Genomic DNA, 19,391 nt, shown 5'->3' on the forward strand with positions numbered 1-19,391 from the left:
CAGTCGCGGTCCCGGTAACCGTTTCGCTGAACCTCCCGCAGGGGAGAGCGAGCGCCCTTCGCGGCACCGGTTCGCGCCTCGACCTCCACTTCCATGATCCGCTCGGCCGCGAAGGCCAGCATCTCGCGCACGAGATCGCCATCGGCCTGCTTCTCAACCAGCTCAATCAGCGTCATTCTGTCATCGGTCATCGTCATCTCCGTTCTTGGTTCAAGGTCTTGCAACCCGAACCTTCTCGAAGATCGGCGGTGGCCGCCAGCGTCACACCCGGCCGCGCGCTGCGCTACGCCGGGGGCTCCGCGCGCGGCCTCCTACACCAAGCGTTGGGACACTACCCGCCTTGCGGGTAAGCGCTTCCGAATAGTTTCCGTCGCCCTTAAGCGATGACAGACTTACTTTGCCGGACGAATAGTAGCTGCGACGAGGCATAACCTGTAAGCACCCTTTCGATTCGATGCAGGCGCCAGATATGTGTCGTGGCAAATGTCATTTCAGACCGAGACAGGCCTCTAAAGCACTGGCCAGATCCTTCTCCGAAAACTCCGACGTGATCTCGACGTCCTCGAGATGCGCGATCGCCGCCTTGGTCTCTTCGTCGATCGGAGACAGGAACCCGTTTTCCTTCGTCGCGAGCGCGAAGGACCGTCTCATGAAGTTGCCACGAACTTCTCCAAGCATTTGGAGCTGGCGTCCGTTGTTGCCGTCAGTGAGCACGACACGATTGTTGACGCTCACTCTGACGTAGGGGGCTGGTGTATCGCTCGGGGCCTTGGATTTCATGTCGTGAAAAATGAGCCCCTTTGGGCTCGGTTCCTCACGTCGTCGCGCCTGCTCCTGGCGCATCTTTGTGAAACCGCCGTTGCTGATCTGATCGGCAAGTTTCCGAATTACGGGCGCATTCTGCGAAATCAATCGCTTTGCCTGCGTGTCCTCTTCCCGTGGTCCGTCGCGCTTAGAGAATATGTCCATATTCTCTTCCTCCCTGATGGGTGACCCTAGCAGTTCGAGAATCGCATTGCTACGGCAAGTTGGCACAAGCGACGCGGTTTTCTTACCTAACGGCAACTCGTGCGGTTCAGTGGTGCCGAAGGCCGCTTGACTGGCTCGGTAAACGGAGACCTCGGCGAGCGATTCGGTCCTTCGCGCAGCCAAATCATCCTCAGACGGCACCGGATCGAGCGTTTTGGGCGACTCTTCGTCGTCGAATCAATAATGCACGGGCTCCGTTACCGGCAAAGACAGGTGCAACGTCCGTCGACTCGACAGGCGGGGCCACAAGTCGTGGCTCCCTCGGTTCGCCAGATTTATGGCGTGCAGCATCACCGAGCGGATCTCCGCTACCTGAATGCTACTTTCGTCCATGTCTGTCCTCCTTCATCAATCTGCCCTCCTTCTTCAAGACGTCTGCATCGGCGTGCCTTCCCGCGCCCGGCAGGAATGCGCATGTGCCATCGTCACAGCTTTGCGCCGTTCCGCCACACGCATGGACGAAAGCCCGCACGACTACACGAAGCGGCCCGCCCGTTGCAGGACCTCGATCTGGTATCCGTCCGGATCCTTCACGAAAAAGAACCGTGCAAAGGTAGAACCGTCTCGCTCGAATTCGACGATATCGCGTGGCGAGAAGCCCGCTGCGCCGAGGCGCGCGTGCTCGGCGTCCAGATCCTCTACCGAGAAAGCCAGATGCCCGTAGCCGTCCCCAAGGTCATACGGTTCGGTTCGGTCCTTGTTGATCGTGAGCTCCAGTTCGAACGGCGTCTCGTCGCCCCGCAGGTAAACCAGCGTGAAGCTCTTGAAGTCGAACCGTTCGATGTGGGTCAAGCCGAACGCCTCCCGATAGAAGGCGACCGAACGATCCTCGTCCAGTACGCGGATCATGGAGTGAATTGCTTTGGCCATGGCGTTGCTCGCTGCTAGTCGGAAGGCAAGATCCTGCGGTCGGCGCCACTGTCGCCGACCGCAGGGGACGGACCGGTCAGGTGGGGAGAGGCACCGACCGGCTGGGGAGACTTGGATCTAGGGCACGATGACGCCCCGCCCGGTGAACTTGCGGTTTTTGAAGTCGTCGATCGCCTGGTTGATGTTCGCGAGCTTGTATTCGGTCTGGTGCATCTTCACCTTGCCGTCCGCATTCATCTCCATCAGTTCGACCAGTTCCACGTAGTCGCCGACAAGGCTGCCACCGATCTTGATTTCCCTTGCGACGAGGTCGAGCGTCGGGACTTCGACGGTGCCGCCGTAGCCAACCATGATGAGCTCTCCCCCCTGACGCAGCAGCTGCCAGCACGTATTCTCCGTGCCGTGCTCGCCAACGAAGTCGATTGCCACATGGGCGCCGCCGCCGGTGATATCCTGAACTTCCGCGATGAGGTTCGGGCCTCCGTCCAGAACGAAATCGGCGCCCAGTTCTTTTGCCAGAACCTGTGCCGCCGGCTCACGGTCGACCGCGATCACCCTGGCCCCGCTCGTGTGCTTGAGCACCTGCAGCGCGATATGACCCAGCCCGCCGATCCCGAGTAGCAATACGTAGCCACCGGGATTGAGACGCTTGGCTGCCTTCTTCGCGGCTCGGTAGGCCGTGATCCCGGCGTCCGCCATCGGCGCCACTTCCAGCGGGGTGATGCCCGTGTTCAACTTGATCACCGAACTCTCGTTGGTCTTGAAGTACTCGGCAAACCCGCCGTCGAGCCCAAGTCCGGGAAAGAGGCCGTGGTCGCAGTACATGTCGTGGCCGTACCGGCAATTGAGGCACACGCCGCAACTCCGATGCGGGTGGCAGATCACGGCGTCCCCGGGCTTGACGGATGTGACGGCGCTTCCAACGTCCTCGACCCAGCCGGCGTTCTCATGACCCATGATGTAGGGAAGGAGCGTCCCTTCGGTATCCATGATGTTCTTCCAGACACCCTCGATGATGTGCAAGTCGGTGCGGCACAAGCCGGCCGCACCGACCTTGACGATCACCTCATGGGGGGCAGTGATCGTGGGAGGACGGACGTCCTCAATCTTCAAATCCACGTTCATTGCGGGATCGTATTCGTACAATCTGGCAGCCTTCATCGGCGTATCTCCTGTGTGCAGACGTCGGCCGCGGCGCCGGGGCGCGCGACCGAATTGGATTACGGGCGGCCGAGAAGCTCGGCACCACCTCCGAGCGCGGGGCCCTCGGTGGGATCGGCTTCGCCTTCCTCAAGATCGCCGACGAGGGTTTCGGTGGTCAGGATCAGCGTTGCGACCGACGCCGCATTCACCAACGCGCTCGCGGGCACGCGGGCGGGATCGATGATCCCTGCGTCGAACATGTCGCCGAAGCTGCCGGTCGCAGCGTCGTAGCCTTGGCCAGCGGCGGCACCGGCCACTTTTTCGACGACTGTCTCTGCGTCAGCGCCAGCGTTTGCGGCGATCCGCCAGACCGGCTGGGTCAGAACGGACCGCACTAGCGCGATGCCTTTGCCGACGTCGCCGATCGCGGTCAGGTTATCGAGCACCGGCGCGACCTGTGCCAACGCCGTACCTCCGCCAGCGACGACGCCGTCTTCGGCGGCGGCCCGAACCGCGCAGAGCGCGTCTTCGATCAACTGGATCTTCCGTTTCTGCTCGACCGGAGTGAACCCTCCGGCATAGATGATCGCGCTGCCGCCGGACAACTTGGACAGGCGCTCGCGCAACTTGTCCTGTTCGATGTTGGGCGGAGCGACATCGTGCATGCGCTGCACCTGGTTGCGGCGGGCGACGACAGCCTCCTTGTCGCCCTCTCCACGCAACACGCTAGTGATCGAGGAGGTCGCGCGCACCATCTCGGCCCCGCCCAACTGGGCGCGGGTCACGTTCTCGATCTTTTTGCCAAGGTCCCGCGCGAGGACTTCGCCGCCGGTGATGATCGCCAGATCGTCCATCATGGCGGCCCGCCAATGACCGTACTCCGGCGGGTGCACGATCAGAAACTTGCCGGCACCACCATCGTTCAGCAGGCGGACGACGACCTCCGGCGCGATCTCCTCCGCGATGATCAGAAGCGGCCGCCGCTCCCCTTCGGCAATCGAAATGGCCTGATCGAGGATCGCCGGCTGCAGGATTTTCTGATCGGTCATCAGGATAAGGGGATTGCGAAGCACCGCCTCCATGTGCTCCCGGTCCGTCACCATGTGGTGCGAGATATATCCCCGCTCGAAGGACATGCCTTCCATCACTTCCATGGTGGTGTCGATCGTCACGCCGAAATCGGCCGAGATCACACCGTCGCGGCCCACGCGACGGAATGCTTCCGCCACCAGGTCGCCCAGCTCCGGATCGGTCGCCGAGACGCGCGCGACAGCGCTGAGGTATTCCGGATTCGCCTCGCACTCGCGCGAGCTCGCGTCAATCTCCGCGACGACCCGCGCGACGGCCATATCGATGCCCTTGCACAGATCGACCGGGCGCACGCCACTGTCGGTCAACGCGACGCCCTTCTGGATCATCGCATTGGCCAGCACGATCGCCGTCGTCGTGCCGTCTCCGGCAACCTCGTTGGTCTGCATGGAGACCTCACGCACGACTTGTGCGCCCATATTCTCGAAGCGGTCGGTGAGCTCTATCTCGGATGCGATGGACACGCCGTCCCGCGTGACCAGCGGCGTTCCGACTGGACGGTCGACCATCGCGTTCAGCCCCTTCGGCCCCAGTGTCGGCTCGACGGCCGCCGCCAATCGCGCGACGCCACGCGCCAATGCCTTGCGAGCGAATTTCCCGTGTACCAGTAGTTTGGCCATGTCTTCCTCCTCCACCGCGCGGCAAGCCGCGGGTGCCAATTTTCAGGCTTTCTTTGCGTTTTCGGGCTATCCCGCGCTGGCACCCCTGCCCTTTGTCGGCACGCGTCCCGCGATGAAGTCCACCAGTGTCGGCCCCTCCGGCCCGATCTCGACCTCCTTGTAGCGGGACGATGCCAGCCCTTTGCAAAGCGCGCCGTTGAATTCCATGTTGATCCGGATACCCCGGAGTCGTGCCAGATGCGCCTTCAGGTCCATCGGACCGATCGATTGCCCCTCCCAAGTCGGGAAGGCCGGATCGTCCGGGCCTTGGGCGAGCCCGCGGGACATGAGCAACGCACGATATCGCGGTTTCTGCCGTTCCTCCTCCCCACCCGCGAATGCGATGCGGTCGAAGGTGCCGAGCGTCATCGTGACGATGTCCTCAGCGGGCAAGCCGCGCTCCTGCAGTGCGAGGAGCATGACTTCCTGACGGCGATCGAACGCCTTCGCGTCGAACTTGGCCGTGACTTCGCCGAGGTCAGCGCCGTCGCAGTACAGTGCGAAGACCTCGCTGAAGGCCCGTCCGCTGTTGACCCCTTCGTTCACTTCGTCGCCAAAGCAGTGGTCGCGCAGCGAAACGGTGACCCCGCGCACCCACGGGAGGGAAGCGACCTCCCTGCGAATGCCGAAGGCCATCAGGAACGCGAAGTTCGGCGAGCACCAGTAGGTAGGAAGCCGAAACTCGACCTCCACCTTGTTCGAGCTGCTGACCTTTACGGTCTCGACGAAGCCCATGTCGGTAATGGGCTCGTCGAGCTCCGGATCGGTCACCAGTTCAAGGCGTTCCCAGACCTCGGTCTCCAGATCCGCCATGATGATGTCCAGAAACATCCTCTTACTCCGCCGCAATCTGGACCGGCGCACCCGCGAGCGTCTTTTTCTTCGCGTCGACGTCGATGTCATAGATGCGGGCCGCATTGAGACCGAGGATCTTCTCCTTGATTTCGTCGGTCAGCTGCACGCCGCGTTCCTGGGCGATGTCGTCGGGAATCTGGAAATTCCAGAACTTCTCGACCAGCCATTGCGGCGTCCAGATCGCATAGTCCGAGCCGAAAAGCAGCTTGTCTTCGCCAACCCAGAACAGAAGCTCTGCAATCACCTCGGCGAAGTACCGGGGACGTGCGTGAATGAAGGGCAACGCGACGGCCAGCCCACCGTAGACATTCGTCTCCTGCACCGCGATCCAGCAGAAATCATCCAGCCGCGGAAGTCCGCAGTGTTCGATGATCCAGTTCAGGTTCTGGAAATCGGTGGCGGCGTAATCCACGTCGTGGACATCAAAGGCATCTTTGTTCAGCGGGATGATCGTCGGCCCCTTGTGAACGTGGATGTTCTTGATCCCCAGCTTTTCGCAAAGTTCGAAGCAGCGATAGGCGTCGGGGTCGTTCAGGGCCCAACCCTTGGACTCCCCGTTCCACTCGGCCGTGTACATCTTCACGCCTTTGATATCGAACTCTTCCTTCATGTAGTGGATGTACTCGAGCGCCTTTTCACCATCGCGCGGGTCAAAGGCGCCGTTCACGATGAAGCGTTCAGGGTGCCGTGACGCCATGGAGGTGCTGCGCTCGATGGACGAGAAACCGTCCTTGTAGAAGTCGCGAAGGTAGGTCGACTGAATGATCGCCATGTCGTCGGGACCGTCCACGAAAAGGTCGCGATAGATATCGTCCTCGGTGTACTTCTCGAACCTCGCCTTCTCCCAGAGTTGCTCGGGCGGGCTGAGGTTGGTGTGATAGGCGTAGAAGCAATCGATGAACTGCTTGCCGTGGATGTTTTTCTGGTTCTCGGGGCTGCCGTCCCAGAAGTGGGTGTGGCCATCGAGCACGAAGATCTCTTTTCCGTTGGGTGCCTTGTACATTGCTGTCCTCCCTGGCATGTGCTGTCTGCAGGTCTCCGGGGCCGGGCGATGCCGCCCCCGGATCCGGGTCGGGTCGCTTCCGCTCAGATGTATTCCATCACGTCGTCCATGTTCCCGAAGAGGATCACGGTGTTGTCGTCGACGCGGACCATCCGTCCGTAGTGCGTGGAGGTGTTGACCTCGAAGATCTCGGCGGTCATTTCGCGGCCCAGAAATTCGCTGATTTCATCCATCTTGAAGACGAGTTTGCCATGGCCGTCGATCCGGATGGTGGCCGGATTGTGGGTGACCACGACGTTCGGGTCCTGCTCTTCCATGAACTCGGCGATGGCGCGCGCCTCGACGGAATCGTTCATGGTGACACCGCATTCGTCAGAGATCGTCTGATCGAACTTGATGTCCTTCATCGATTTGAAGATGTTCTTGTTGCCAGCGCTGCGTGATACCACAGACATTGCGTGTTCTCCTTGTTTAGCGGCTGAGCCCGAGCTCTCCCAGAATCTGGGAGAAGCGCTCGTGCGAGACGGTCTTGACGTGTTCGAAGGAAACCGGCTTCGAATGCGGTTGCGACCAGACTGGCTGCAGCGCCGCGGCGGCAGCGTCGGCCAATGCGGAATGCTTCTTCGTCCAGCTTTCGAAGATCGCCTTGTTTTCCTTGGCGTGGGTCTCGTCGTTGATGAGCAGGTAGATGAGGTCGATCGTGTTCGCGAGATTGCGCTCGTAATCGGCCTCGGCCGCGGAGATGACGGGCGGCGTAACGAAGTCGTTGTTCGCTGCGGCGGCCTGCATCAGGAAGCCGGACCGGAACAACTCGCCAACCAACGGCTCGAAGATGATGTTGATGGCGAAGTACTGCTCCAGATAATCCTCGGCGCCCATGATCGTCTCGATCGCTTCGCGGGTCGGCTGCCAGATCGGATCCTCGAGCCAGGCCTTCTTGCCGAGCTCGTCATCCCACCCGTCGATGTCCATGCCTATTTCGGCCAGGTAAAGGGTGATGTCCTGGGCCAGCCGCATCTTGTAGGAGGAATTGGTCAGCGTCGCGTTGTTGATCATCTGCGTGTAGCCGTAGCGCTGCGCCTGCATCAGCGAGGTGCCAAGGCCGAATTCCGCGTGCTTCCAAGCGCCAAGGTGCTTTTGCAGGATCGTCGTCCAGACCTTGTCGAAGGCCGCAGGCGCACCGGCCTTGCGGGCATTGGTAATGACGCTCTGCACCATCGTTTCTATCTTCGACTGGCGCTGATAGTGCGTCCGCTCCCATTCCTGGTCGGGGGCACGGAACGCATGCCAGTTGCTCGACTTGATCGCGGTGTTGTCCTTCTGGTACGCGCCACCGCCCTTGCCGCCTTCGAACTCGATGATCCAGTTCTGGATCAGGTAGCGCTCGGGATCTGGTTGCACGTCGACGGTGACGTCCTCGTAGTGGGTCGCCCGCTTGCCGCGCGGTTCGAAGTAGTTGTATTTGCGGCTTTTCGAGCCGACGAATTGCGCGGCACCGGCTGCGCCGGATCCGACTGAGCTTGATGTTGCTACCATGGTAGCCTCCCTGGAGTTTTGTTCACGTCACTAGCGTTCGGGCCGGTCTCAGTGACCCGAAGAACCGGAAGTCGGCGTGAACTTGTCGTAGAAAATGCGGTCGGTATCGAAGTCGTGCATGAAGAGAACTGGCGTCAGCGCGTCGATCATCGGTGGCGGACCGCAGGCATAGACATCGCCGTCGCCGTCGATCCCGAGTTCCTTCAGCCGCGTGTCGACATATTCGTGAACGAAGCCACGGGCGCCGTCCCAGTCATTTCCCTCTTCCTCGTGGCTGAGGACGGGGATGAACTCCACGTTGGGATGCGCTTCGGTAATCGCACCGATTTCGTCGAGCTTGAAAAGGTCGTCCCGGGTGCGCGCACCATAGAAAAAGTAGATGGGGCGATCCTCTCCACTCACCACCTGGTCATTGAGGATCGACCAGACAGGCGACATGCCGGACCCCGCACCGACCAGGATCACGGGTCCGTCTCGGTTTTCCCGTCGGAAGCACATTCCGTAGGGTCCTTCGATCCGGACGTCGGCCCCGGCTTTGATACCTCCGTCGTCAAGTTCGTTGGAAAAGCGGCCGTCGGGATATTTCTTGATGATGAACCCGAGTTTTTGGGTTTCGCTCGGCGGATTTGCCATGGAGAACGAGCGTGTAATCTCCTCCCCCGTTTCCGTTTTGACCGTGATGTCGACATATTGACCCGCCCAGAATTTCAAAGGCGCGTCCAGTTCGATTTGGACACCGCGAATATCGTGGGTCAGTTTCTGAAAATCGACGATCTTGCCGGAAAACTGTTTCACCGGGATAGATTTCGACAACACTTCTTCGTCGTAGTTGAGAAGCTCGATCTCCACGTCGCTGTAGGCAACAGCCCGGCACATCAAGATGTGGCCGCTGTCCCTTTCCATGTCGTTCAGCGCGAAAGTGGAGTAGTTCAATAATTCCGTTTCACCGTCGAGCCGGACGCATTTGCAGGCCGAACACTGTCCCTCCTTGCATCCGTGGGGCAAGGCGATCCCCTGTCGGAATGCGGCGTTCAAAATGGTTTCGTCTTCCTCGACTTCGAACTCCACGCCTACCGGTTCCAGTCGGACGTTGTATGTGTCCGTCATCGTGTCCTCCCTTTTCACGCGGCGCGAGACTCGCGCGCCTGAGTGCAAGGGCGGCCTGGGCCGCCCTTGCAGGCCTGCGGTCAGTTGCAGGGATTGATGGTGAAGCCCGCGCGGTACTCCGCGATGTGAGCTTCGCGTTCGCTCTCGGACATGGCGCGGAGCGCGTTGAGCGGCGACGCGAGGGTATTGCCGCGCACGTGCTCGAGCTTCCACATGTCCTTGTCGTCGAAGCGCAGGTGCGGTTGCGGCACCAGGGTCTCGCCGTCATCGCGAACGAAGTTGAGATCCTTGATGGCGTCCGCCAGATCCCAGCCGTCGTAGACGGATTCCCACTCACGCTTGCCGGAGAACTTGCCCATCGCCGGGGTCGGGCGTCCCTGGTACTCGTCAGAGAAGGCCTCCACTGCCGTCCAGCGATCGAGTTCGTGAGCAAACGTGTGAAGTTGCCCGTCGATCTCGTCGACCACCATGTCTTCCCGGATAAGGCAGGGCACGAGGCACGACCAGCAGCGGTGCGGATAGACGTAACCGACGTCCTCGTTGAAAGTGATCACCTTTTCGCCGGGCTTCGAGAGCTTGCCATACCATTTCCAGAAATCGCCGAACTCGGCGTACCATCCAGGGTACTTGTGCTCGAACCACTCGAAGTCCTTCTCGGTCTGGGCTTCGATGCGCCAGAAGTTGACGGGCCAGCCGACGGAGAAGAACTGGGCGACCTTGTGGACGTAGTTCTTTTCGGTGATCCGCTTCCAGGCTTCCTGCACGTCGTCGTGGTGGATCTTCACCCCGTACTTCTCGAGCGGCAGCATGTAGGTCCGATAGTAGTCTTCGAAGATCCAGCGGTGCCACATCTCCGCGTAGGATTCCTTTTCCTTGTCGCGGTTGGTGGTGCCGTATTCGATGAACGTCCCGATGGCCGCGTCCACAATGGCGTGGTTCTGCCAGAAGGCGTACCGCAGGTCGCGCTCGAGCAGAAGGTGATTGTCCGGCTCTTTCAGGGCGGCCATCAACAGCGAGTGACCGTTGCCGATGTGCCGGCTCTCGTCCGACTGCACCGACAGGAACACCGTGGGCAGCGCGTAGTCGCCGTTGCGGGCGGCTTCGGACGGCATGGCCACGAAGAGCGTGTTGGTGAACGCGGTTTCCGCAACCACCGTCAGGTACATGCAGGCGGCGGTCATAGTGTCGCCAGTGATGAACCCTTCACCGAACTGGCGGCCGATGGTGGTGGCATAGCACTTGCCAAAGGCTTCTTCGGTGATGTCGAAGCCCGCCGGGTCGATGTAGTTCTCCATGTACCACTTCTTCAGGTTCATCTGAATCGTGGAGTGGCGGAATTCGTCCACCATCTGCATGGTGAAGCCGGTGCGCAGATCTTCGCCCGGGGACAGGCGGGCAACCATCGCCATGGAACGTGCCGCCGAGATTTCCGGGAATGGGATGATCGCTAGGAACAGCTTCATCCACTCGATCCAGCGCGGCTCCACGTTGCGGAACATGTCGCCCCGCAGCGCAGCGTCCAGCGCCCCGTAAACGCGGTTGTCCTTCTCCTCCTCCATTGGGAAATAGGACCGCAGAACCTGTTTCATCGGGTCGCGCGGCGCCTTGGTGATCTTGTAGTCGGTCGGGAAGGTCGATGCTTCCTGCACGTAGGTGGGGTTCCAGCCAAGATCAGAGATCTTCTTGGTTGCCTCCCCTACCGAAATGCCACGCTGCGACGTGATCTTGTTTAGCGTCAAAGTCATGCCATGAGCCTCCTTGGAGCTCCGCGACCGATGACCCGGTCGCTTTTTGGCGGCTTTCGCCGTTTGGTTCTGGCGCCCTGCGTCCTCGGACATCAGGGCGACGGTTCGGGCAAAGGTTGAAAAGATCGGCGTCTCCGCATCGACCGTCGCTTCAGCTTGAAGTCACACGGTCGCTGTTCTCGTCTCCCTGTCCTTCGTTCTTGGGGCAGACTCCTGGTGGAGCCGCTTGCGTCTTGTGCCTTTCTTTCTGCAAGGGCCGTTCCAGAACCGCCGGAGATGGGAAAATTTGGTGCCGAGGCGCCTAACTACTTGCAACCAAAAGAGATATTATTGATGCATTTTTAGTCGGTTCTAAAACACCGAGTGCGCGGGGTCCGGTAAGAAAAGACCGGTGTTACAAAACCTTACAGTTGGCTTTACGCTTTCCGCAGGCTGGCATTTACAGTGTAAAGCCCTGTGAACATGCGACGTGCTCAAATTTGGTCCGTCGCGATTGATCAGGGTGTTTGGTGCCCATTATTCACCAGCCGCCAAGACGCGCGGCATGTTGCTCGCAGGCCGGAAAGAGCGAGGCACTGCACGCTCAGTTGGTGAATTATCTCTTCGCGGTTACGGGGTGTGTGTGCCGCATCACGCCCGCATCATCGAGGCGCTGGCGTCTCTTCGAGACAGCCGGAATGCCGATCTCCTGACGGTACTTGGCGACCACACGCCGCGAAACGAAAATCCCTTCCGCAATCAGGAGGGTGACCAGGCGCCCGTCGCACACGGGCCTGTCATGTGTCTCGGCGGAGACCAGCGCCTTGATCCGGGCCTGCACCTTGGGTTTGGAGTGCTCGCTGCCGGCAGACGCTGAACTTGAACAGAGCGACCGCGCCGGGACGATTCCGCCGGGCCCCTCGATCAGCAACCCATTGAGAACGCGGCTCACCGTGCTGAGGTGGAACCCGGTCTCCTCGGCAATCTCCGACAGGCTCAGCACGCATTGCGCCTCGGCGCCCTTGAGGAAAAAGTCCTTTTGGCGCTCGACCAGACAGCCCACCACTTGCTCCAATGCCGATCGACGCAGGTCCAGCATGCGCTTTAGCGACCGCGCTCGCGATAGCGCCTCCCGCGTCTCCGGTCCGCTCTGCGTCCGGGGCACGTCTGCTATGGCAATGTCCGGCACAGCCGCGGACCGGAACCCGATCTCGACGCCGGTTTGGGATACGCGGACGGTAACGTCCGGCTCCCGCTCCAACGCGGGATCGTTGCAGAACTGGCATCCCGGCTTAGGATCGAGCCGACGGATCTGGGACAGGTATCTGCCGATGTCCTGTTTGCTCAGACCTGTCGCGGCCGACATGGCGTCGACTCCACCGGACTCCAGCACATTCAGATGACCCAGCACGCGGACCATCGGTTCCGTGAGGAGATCGCGATCCTCCAGTTGCAAGCGAAGGCAATCCGTCAGATCCCGCGCGAACAACCCCGCGGGCGTCACCCGCCCCTGAACCAGCTTCAAGGCGGCCTCTATCACCTCTTCGGTGACGCCGAGGGACTCGGCGATCTCGGCCACGGACCGATCCAGCCAGCCGGACGGCTCGAGATGGTCGATCAAGCCAAGAACGAGCCGTTCCACCGGACCGCCCCGAGATAGGAGTCCCGCAAGTTCGCGCAGCACGTGGTCGTAGAGGCCGGTGCAGGGTTGCGCGGCCGTTGCCTCGATCACCTCCGCCGGCGCCGCCATGTTCGCGCTGGTCCACATGTGCCGGTCCACGGTGACAAAGGGGTTTGTCGCGGCGATGCCCTTCAGGTGGTTTTCCAGATCATCGACAGACATCTGCAGGATTTCCACGACCTGCCCCAGCCCAAAGATCTGAGCCTGACTGTTCCGAACCTGAAGTCCGAGGCTCATGAAACCATGTATCCAGCCTCAGGTGCACAATCCGACTGCACCGGCCTGTCCGGACGGCCTATCCAGCGTGTTTCCACCACGCTACCATCCACGCCATGAGTGATCGCGATCCCCTCCACCGCAGCATCCCGCCCAATGCCGCGCCCGAGTTCTACTACCCGGGCCTGTCGCCGCAATTGCTCGCGCGTGTGAAGCAATTGTGGTCGGCGCAGGCGCTCGACTTCGACCGCCACTGGCACCACGCCATTCGCGAGCTGTCGAGTTTTTGCGCGGTGCCACGCGTGGACATCGCGGCGACCAGCGCGGAGGTTGATCTCGTCTTCCTGTTCGATCAGTGCCTGATCTGGACGCGCGCGCTGCATTCCGCTGCGCGCCTTGGGCTCGATCATACCGTGGAGGGGCTGACCGCTGACCAATGGCACGGCCTGGCCGCGCTTTCGGCGCGGCTGACCGAACAGCTCAGTGCGCTGCGGCTGCTGGCGCTCAACGATCTGCCGATGCCGGCGATGCAGATCGCCCGGTCCATCTCCGAGGACGTCGACATGGCGCTGGTTCTGCTGATGCGGCCCAAGCTGGCCCGGCGGTTCGCGGAGTGCCGCGACGTCGAGGAGGCCAGTGATTTCTGGCGGCGTCACATTGCCGGCGGGCGCGCTTACCGAACCATCTCGGAAACGCTCTATTCCGTGGGGGTCGATCATTCGGCGGACACCGACTACGCCAAATGGCGCAAGCAGGTGCTGACGATCCTCGGCGCCGCGGTCCATAGCAATGCGCTGAGTGTTGATGTGCCCGAGCGCCGCGTCGGGGCGGTTCTGCTGAATGACGACAGCCTGCATTTCGCAACCTTTCGACTGCATGAGCTTTGCGCCTATTCCTTGCTGGTGAAACCGGATCTGCCAGAGGTTCTGCAAGGTGCGGTCGCCTCGGCGGCGGGCAAGCCCGGGACCAGCGGCCAGCTTGCCGAGTTGGCCGGTCCCCTAAGTTCGATCCTGATCAGTCAAATCGCGAGCCTCGCCACTCCGGCCTCACCGGTCGAGCCGCATCGGACGGCGGCACACGTCTAGTGCATCGGGTCCTTTTCGCCGCCGATCCGGTTCTCGGCGACCCATTGCGCGGCCAGAATAAGGGCGCCGGTCGCAAAGTCCTTGCCGTGTTCCTCCACCATCGACTCGGCGATCTTGGCGAGCGATGCGAAGAAACGGTCTTTGCTCTGGTCTTCGGCGGTCAAGGCTTGGGTCATGGGTGTTCCCTCCCGTGAATTGGTATCACTTGAACATGTTCTTCGGAAAAGTGGCGATCGAGACGGTGCCATCGGCCTGACCGATGGCGAGATGGGCTCCGTCATCGGACCAGGCCATCGAGGTGACCGGCTTGCCGCCCCCTTCGCGGAGCATCAATTCGTCGCGTCGTCCGATCTGACAGATTGTCACCAGTCCATTCGCATAGGCAACGGCACAGAGATCGCGTTTGGGGTGAGCCGCCACATGATCCACGATGGTCAGCCCTGGCTTGCCGCTTTCCACCGGGGTGCCCTCGTGGTCGCCGAACGGCAGGTCCGGCAAGCGCCAGCCGACAACCCGAAACGCCCCGGACGAAATCAGCGCCTGAGCCGACGCACTGATAGCGACGTCAGAGACTGGCGCCGGATAGTCGACGATCCGGTCGCTTTGGCCTGCGGGAACGTCGACCAGAAGGACGCATTTGTTGCCGCACCCGGCTGCCAGCCAGCGATTGTCCTGGGACCAGCTCAACGTGTTGACCTCGCCGTCGCATTCGATCTGCGCGAGGCGTTCGAGGCTATCGGCCGCGAGAATGCTGAGATGCCCCGGCCCCCAGCACGCCAGCATCTGGCCGTCAGCGGAGACGGCCATCCTGCGCACCTCATGACCCAGACCTGCGGTATGGCTTGCGTCTGACGCATCCGCCGGAACAAGCGTCACGCGCTCGCCCAACGCAAAAACGATCTGGTTCTGAGTGGGCAGTGTCGTGAACGCCGTGACGGGACCTTCCGCAGCTGTCTGGCGCAGTGTCAGGCCGCGCGCTGTCGCCTTCCAGATCTCCGAACCTGTGCGGTGCAGAAACGCGAACCCTTGGTCTCCCAGCCGGCACATCGGTGCGTCCTGATCGGCGATTGTCCCCTCCGCGAGGATCGGTGTGGGCAGTGCCTTTTCGCGAGCCCGGATCATCGTGCGCCCGGTCTCCAGCTCCATCCGCATCCGTTTATCGGGCGGTTCAGAATCCTCGGTCGGCACAAAGGCCAGCGTCCGATCCGCCAACAGAGCGGCCACGGCCGATCCATTGGCGTTGAAGAGGACCTGCCGCACCTCGGCGCCGAGTGTCCAGGACCGTGCAATCAGGTCAAAGAGAGAAACGGCCTGGGGTGGTTTGTGTTGGGTCATGCGTCGTCTCCTCTGGTCACGGAGGTCAATTCTGCGTCCAGCGACGAAAGGCGCGCTTCGAGGCGCTGGACCTCCTCCATGCACCTCTCGAGTGCTTGGTAGGTCTCGCGACGTTTTGCGTCGCTTTCTTCATCCGACGTCCCGTCCTCTTCCGCCTTCATGTCGAGCACCATGAGTCCGCTCGCGATCTGGCTCAGGCGAAGATGCTCCACATTCGCGGCTGCGATGTCCTGGGTCGTCCTAAGCCGTTCCATCAGGATGTCTTCCACCCCGCGCGATTGACCTGTCATGCGCCGCCCCTGTAGATCGGAGCCGTTCCAAGAACTGAAAGGACAGGACGATGATCGACCCCGCCGACATCCGTTTCTTCCAGGCGCTCCAACAGGCCTGCGCTTCGTCTGACGAGGTCGACCCGGACTGCAAGGATGCGATCGCGCGTGCGGTCGAATCCGGGAACCCCGAGAGCATGCGTGACGCGCGTCAGAGCTTCGACGCTCTTGACCCGGCCGTGAAGGACAAGATCCTTCAGAAGGCCCACCGGGCGATGGCCACGGACCTCTCCGCGATTTGGGATATGCTCCCAAACGCACCGGGACGCCAGCGCCCGAATTGACGTCGCACCGCAGGCGCGAGGCGACCACTTTTTCATCGTATTGAACAACGGCCCTCCCCCGTGTGATCGCCCGGTGCTTCGGGTGGCAAGCAGGGTATCGAAGGCGCCCCATGTCGCAACGAATTCCGACGTTTTAAGCCGGATTCCCGGTTTCCGTCCCGGCGCGTGGATCGAACCGTAAAGTTGCATTACAGTGCTATGTTTTAGACTGTAACGTTCTGCATCGGTCGCCGTTTCGCTGCAATGCAGCGTCGGGTAAAAGCACCTTGGACGCCGAATCAGCAGGGTTGATTCCGTCTGGCGATCTGGCCCACCCTTGCCGCGATCCGACGCAAGGTGAGCTGCGCCAATGGACACGTTCCCATCCATCCTGAACGCTGGATCTGTCATCCTGCGCCCTGTCGAACGGCGCGATCTGGAACAGGTTGTCCGCCACCTCGCGGACCCTAGGGTGTACCCGTGGCTCGCAGCCGTGCCCCACCCTTTCACCCCCGAAGATGCCGACGCGTTCTATGGATACAGCCAAAACCCGACCGAGCGCGTGCGCGTCCTGGAACGAGACGGAGACGTACTGGGGTGCCTCTGCCTGGGAACCGCCGTCTGGTACTGGCTCGACCCCGCCCATTGGGGGCAGGGCCTGATGAAGACGGCCATGGACTGCGCCCTTGCCGCCTACTTTACGTCCCTTGTGCCGCCGCTCGTCGCCACCTCCAGGGAGGACAACCCGGCCTCACTTTCCCTCCTCGCCCGCCTTGGCTTTTCCCGGGCCCCCACCGGCCGCCGCATGTTCTTTCATGGAACCGAGAGCGCCCACCCGTGCCGCGACTACGTGATGACACCGGAGCAGTGGCACTTCCTCCACCCACCACGCCTCGCTTCCAACGGCGTTACCCTCCATCCGGCCCGCCAAAAAGACGCGGAACTCCTGTCGCGAATGTTACCCCGGTCCGGCGGTCCGTCTTCGGAAATCTGGCCAGGTTCCGATCCATTCGACCTGTCGCGATTCATCGAGACGCACCGCCACCGCGGCAATCACACAGGACTTTTTGTAATTCAGGACGACGATCGCCGCCCAGTCGGCGTGGTGCTGCGCCGGGCTGGTGAGGGGCCGAACACGCTATTCTTGACTCCGGAGGATGCGCGCCGTCATGGAGATTCAGTCGGAAAACTGACTTGGTCAGGTTGATATGGCCACTGGCACCCATCTAGCCTGGTTCCAGATGCTATCGCGAGGTAGCCAGACGCCCTAAGGGACATGGTGGTCTTGGTCTTTGGCGGCTCCCTCGGTGACGAGTTAAAGTCGGCAAACTCCACCCTGACCGTACATTCCGATGACCACCCCGCTTAAACCGACAAGCGGCGCCAAATGTCCACCATCACCGCGGACACTAACCTTCCGCATCTCCGACACAGGACCAAACCTAAGCCATCAACAGCGAACCGTTTTATGGCTTACTTCAATCCCGCGCTAGTGATGCCAGTCCTCGACGTTCCGAAGCGGAAGCGGGAACCGGACATCCTGAATTCCGCCAGTCGGATAATTTCGGGCATGGAAAAAACGTATTTTGTGGGCCGGTGCTGATCGTTCGTCATTGTGAGTAGCACCTACGCGGCGCTTCGCAGGGCGCGCGAAAGACGACGAATGCGGATCGCGCGGTTTAGCTCACCGCCGAAGATCAAAACCAGCGCGGCCAGATACAGGAAGTAGAGCGCTGCAATTATGCCCGCGAGGCCCCCATAATAACTTGAGTACGTGGCAAAATTCGCGAGGTAGAAGGAGAAGGCCGCAGTCAGCGTGATCCATGCACCGACCGTGAACAGCACGCCAGGATAGATCGACGAGAATCGCGTACGCCGAGCTGGCAGGAAAACGTGCGCCAAGAACAGCGAAGAGACGAGAATGAGGGCAGCCGTCGGGTAACGGACGAAGCGCACTGTCACTGAGGCCGGATCGAAGCCGGGAAACAGCACGTGCAACCACGACCCGGCGCGCGGAGCCAGTACGAGAAGATATCCGACCAGTACCAGCACCAGACTGGCGATCACGACCATCAGGGCCATCAATGGATAGAGGACATACCACGCGCGGGTCTCGCGGACCCCGTAGGCCCGGTTGAGACCCACCCGCACGCCATCCACACCGCCGAGCGCGAACCAAATGGTCAACAGGATACCAGCGGACAGCACTCCGCCGCGCTGGACCGTCATCACTTGCTCCACCTCCGATACGATCGGCTCGATGAGCGCTGACGGGACGATGGCGATAAGAAACGAGTTCAGATCATCGGCCATGCTCTGACTTCCAACGAAGGCAGTTAGAGACGACGTAAAGATGAGGAATGGGAAGACCGCCAAAACCACCCGGAAGGCAACGTTTCCGGCAAGCCCAAAGGCATCGTCGCTCCAGAGCCGCAGCCCAGCCTCCCGGAGAATTGCCCACACTGCGCGCCAACCTGTGCCGCGCAGCAGCCCTTCCGGGTTGTCGGTGACGATGCCGTGGGTAATGACGGCGTCGCGCCCCGCTTCGGTCGGCGTACGTTCAGCCATTCGGCATCCCTCGCTTCAAGCCAGACATTTAGCCCTCTTGGTATCAGCGGGCCAAGGCACCTTCCGCCAAAGCACGTCTGGATGCCAGCCTTGGATCAACGTGGCCCGCCAGCGTCATCCCCTCCGTTTGGTCGTGGGTCACGTCGATAGTCCTAGTGCCAAGCATCGCGTGAAGGCGCTTGATCTGGCTCCGCATCTCGACACGAAGCTTGGCATCCGAATTCGACAGCTGTTCGTCGAACAGGAAAACCGAGGGTCCACGCACGATTGCCCGCCCCATGGCTGCCCGCTGCCTCTGTCCACCGGAGAGTTGCGCCGGCCGACGGCCCAACAGCGGCTCGATCTGCAGGACGCGGGCGCGCCCTTGGGTCAGGACCCAATTATTTCCGCTTGGTCGCGTCATTCACCGACTGAAAACCGAGCGGTGAACATGTCTGATCTCTTCTGGCTGTCGGACGCGCAGATGGCGTGTCTGGAGCGTTACTTCCCGAAGTCCCGCGGCAAGCCGCGCGTCGATGACTGATGTGTGCTCAGCGGAATTATCTTTAGAAATTGCGATGGGTTGCGTTAGCGTGACGCGCCTTCGGAATATGGCCCGAACAAGACACTCTGCAACCGTTGGAGACGGTGGGGCGACAAGGGTATCTTCGCGCGGATCATGGCTGGTCTGGCCGCCGAGCACGGCGAGGAAAAGACGGTCATGATCGATGCGACCTATCTGAAGGCACACCGGACCGCGACCAGCTTGGCCGGGAAAAAAGTGGGGCGTGGCCGCCTGATTGGCAGGACCAAGGGCGGCATGAATACCAAGCTGCACGCTATCTGCGACAGCCTGGGTCGGCCGCTGAACATAGTAAGTGCTCAGGCCACCCCGCATGTATAATACAATAAGAAAATCC

At 61.3% G+C, this 19,391-nt stretch carries 19 protein-coding genes and 2 pseudogenes; 4 read left to right on the forward strand and 17 right to left on the reverse strand.

What is annotated here, in order from left to right:
- The 12 genes from BM075_RS21510 to BM075_RS21565 form a co-directional block, all read right to left on the reverse strand.
- A partial coding sequence (locus BM075_RS21510; RefSeq protein ID WP_177208448.1) for a transposase occupies positions 1 to 191 on the reverse strand: 191 nt, incomplete at its 3' end.
- Between the two features lie 295 nt (positions 192 to 486).
- Entirely contained in the window at positions 487 to 969 is a 483-nt protein-coding gene (locus BM075_RS21515; RefSeq protein ID WP_093362768.1) for a hypothetical protein, read from the reverse strand.
- 534 nt (positions 970 to 1,503) lie between these two features.
- Positions 1,504 to 1,899 carry a VOC family protein gene (locus tag BM075_RS21520; RefSeq protein WP_093362769.1) on the reverse strand — a complete coding sequence of 132 codons (396 nt, stop codon included), beginning with the start codon at positions 1,897 to 1,899 and terminating at the stop codon, positions 1,504 to 1,506.
- A 117-nt stretch (positions 1,900 to 2,016) separates the two neighbouring features.
- Complete coding sequence (locus BM075_RS21525; RefSeq protein ID WP_093362770.1) at positions 2,017 to 3,060, reverse strand: NAD(P)-dependent alcohol dehydrogenase; 1,044 nt, start codon at positions 3,058 to 3,060, stop codon at positions 2,017 to 2,019.
- A gap of 59 nt (positions 3,061 to 3,119) precedes the next feature.
- Positions 3,120 to 4,751, reverse strand: a complete 1,632-nt coding sequence (gene groEL / locus BM075_RS21530; RefSeq protein ID WP_093362771.1) for a molecular chaperone GroEL — start codon at positions 4,749 to 4,751, stop codon at positions 3,120 to 3,122.
- A gap of 66 nt (positions 4,752 to 4,817) precedes the next feature.
- Positions 4,818 to 5,621: an iron-sulfur cluster assembly protein gene (locus BM075_RS21535; RefSeq protein WP_093362772.1), complete on the reverse strand. Its 804-nt coding sequence runs from the start codon at positions 5,619 to 5,621 to the stop codon at positions 4,818 to 4,820.
- Positions 5,622 to 5,625: 4 nt separating this feature from the next.
- A complete protein-coding gene (locus BM075_RS21540; RefSeq protein WP_093362773.1) occupies positions 5,626 to 6,648 on the reverse strand; it encodes an amidohydrolase family protein in 1,023 nt (340 codons plus the stop codon).
- An 83-nt stretch (positions 6,649 to 6,731) separates the two neighbouring features.
- Positions 6,732 to 7,103 carry an MmoB/DmpM family protein gene (locus BM075_RS21545; protein WP_093362774.1) on the reverse strand — a complete coding sequence of 124 codons (372 nt, stop codon included), beginning with the start codon at positions 7,101 to 7,103 and terminating at the stop codon, positions 6,732 to 6,734.
- A 16-nt stretch (positions 7,104 to 7,119) separates the two neighbouring features.
- Complete coding sequence (locus BM075_RS21550; protein WP_093362775.1) at positions 7,120 to 8,184, reverse strand: aromatic/alkene monooxygenase hydroxylase subunit beta; 1,065 nt, start codon at positions 8,182 to 8,184, stop codon at positions 7,120 to 7,122.
- A 48-nt stretch (positions 8,185 to 8,232) separates the two neighbouring features.
- The gene (locus BM075_RS21555; RefSeq protein ID WP_093362776.1) at positions 8,233 to 9,291 is read right to left on the reverse strand and encodes an NADH:ubiquinone reductase (Na(+)-transporting) subunit F; all 1,059 of its coding nucleotides are present in this window, start codon (positions 9,289 to 9,291) and stop codon (positions 8,233 to 8,235) included.
- A gap of 80 nt (positions 9,292 to 9,371) precedes the next feature.
- Positions 9,372 to 11,036 (reverse strand): aromatic/alkene/methane monooxygenase hydroxylase/oxygenase subunit alpha, encoded by a 1,665-nt coding sequence (locus BM075_RS21560; RefSeq protein WP_093362777.1) that lies wholly within the window; start codon positions 11,034 to 11,036, stop codon positions 9,372 to 9,374.
- 595 nt (positions 11,037 to 11,631) lie between these two features.
- The gene (locus BM075_RS21565) at positions 11,632 to 12,933 is read right to left on the reverse strand and encodes an RNA polymerase factor sigma-54 (protein WP_093362778.1); all 1,302 of its coding nucleotides are present in this window, start codon (positions 12,931 to 12,933) and stop codon (positions 11,632 to 11,634) included.
- A gap of 95 nt (positions 12,934 to 13,028) precedes the next feature.
- Between BM075_RS21565 and BM075_RS21570 the strand changes: the two genes are divergently transcribed.
- Positions 13,029 to 13,997: a hypothetical protein gene (locus BM075_RS21570; RefSeq protein ID WP_093362779.1), complete on the forward strand. Its 969-nt coding sequence runs from the start codon at positions 13,029 to 13,031 to the stop codon at positions 13,995 to 13,997.
- Here the strand turns inward: BM075_RS21570 and BM075_RS21575 are convergent.
- The 3 genes from BM075_RS21575 to BM075_RS21585 are packed head-to-tail and all read right to left on the reverse strand — an operon-like array spanning position 13,994 to position 15,622.
- Positions 13,994 to 14,173 (reverse strand): hypothetical protein, encoded by a 180-nt coding sequence (locus BM075_RS21575; RefSeq protein ID WP_093362780.1) that lies wholly within the window; start codon positions 14,171 to 14,173, stop codon positions 13,994 to 13,996. The two genes, BM075_RS21570 and BM075_RS21575, sit on opposite strands and share 4 nt — an antisense overlap.
- A 25-nt stretch (positions 14,174 to 14,198) precedes the next feature.
- Positions 14,199 to 15,332, reverse strand: coding sequence for a WD40 repeat domain-containing protein (locus BM075_RS21580; RefSeq protein WP_093362781.1), 1,134 nt, complete (start codon positions 15,330 to 15,332; stop codon positions 14,199 to 14,201).
- Positions 15,329 to 15,622 carry a hypothetical protein gene (locus BM075_RS21585; RefSeq protein ID WP_093362782.1) on the reverse strand — a complete coding sequence of 98 codons (294 nt, stop codon included), beginning with the start codon at positions 15,620 to 15,622 and terminating at the stop codon, positions 15,329 to 15,331. The genes BM075_RS21580 and BM075_RS21585 overlap by 4 nt, the downstream gene beginning before the upstream one ends.
- Positions 15,623 to 15,672: 50 nt before the next feature.
- Between BM075_RS21585 and BM075_RS21590 the strand changes: the two genes are divergently transcribed.
- On the forward strand, positions 15,673 to 15,945 hold the full coding sequence (locus BM075_RS21590; protein ID WP_093362783.1) for a hypothetical protein: 273 nt from the start codon (positions 15,673 to 15,675) through the stop codon (positions 15,943 to 15,945).
- Between the two features lie 349 nt (positions 15,946 to 16,294).
- Positions 16,295 to 17,131 (forward strand): GNAT family N-acetyltransferase, encoded by an 837-nt coding sequence (locus BM075_RS21595; RefSeq protein WP_093362784.1) that lies wholly within the window; start codon positions 16,295 to 16,297, stop codon positions 17,129 to 17,131.
- Between the two features lie 419 nt (positions 17,132 to 17,550).
- Here the strand turns inward: BM075_RS21595 and BM075_RS21600 are convergent, their stop codons facing one another.
- Together BM075_RS21600 and BM075_RS21605 are read right to left on the reverse strand one after the other, a co-directional pair.
- Positions 17,551 to 18,492, reverse strand: coding sequence for a YihY/virulence factor BrkB family protein (locus BM075_RS21600; protein ID WP_093362785.1), 942 nt, complete (start codon positions 18,490 to 18,492; stop codon positions 17,551 to 17,553).
- Positions 18,493 to 18,589: 97 nt separating this feature from the next.
- Positions 18,590 to 18,850, reverse strand: a pseudogene (locus BM075_RS21605) (ATP-binding cassette domain-containing protein); the annotation flags it as partial.
- Between the two features lie 72 nt (positions 18,851 to 18,922).
- Between BM075_RS21605 and BM075_RS21610 the strand changes: the two are divergent.
- A pseudogene (locus BM075_RS21610) lies at positions 18,923 to 19,339 on the forward strand (IS5 family transposase); the annotation flags it as partial.
- Positions 19,340 to 19,391 lie beyond the last annotated feature (52 nt).

The organism is Tropicimonas isoalkanivorans (genome assembly GCF_900112335.1).
Taxonomy (GTDB): Bacteria; Pseudomonadota; Alphaproteobacteria; order Rhodobacterales; family Rhodobacteraceae; genus Tropicimonas; species Tropicimonas isoalkanivorans.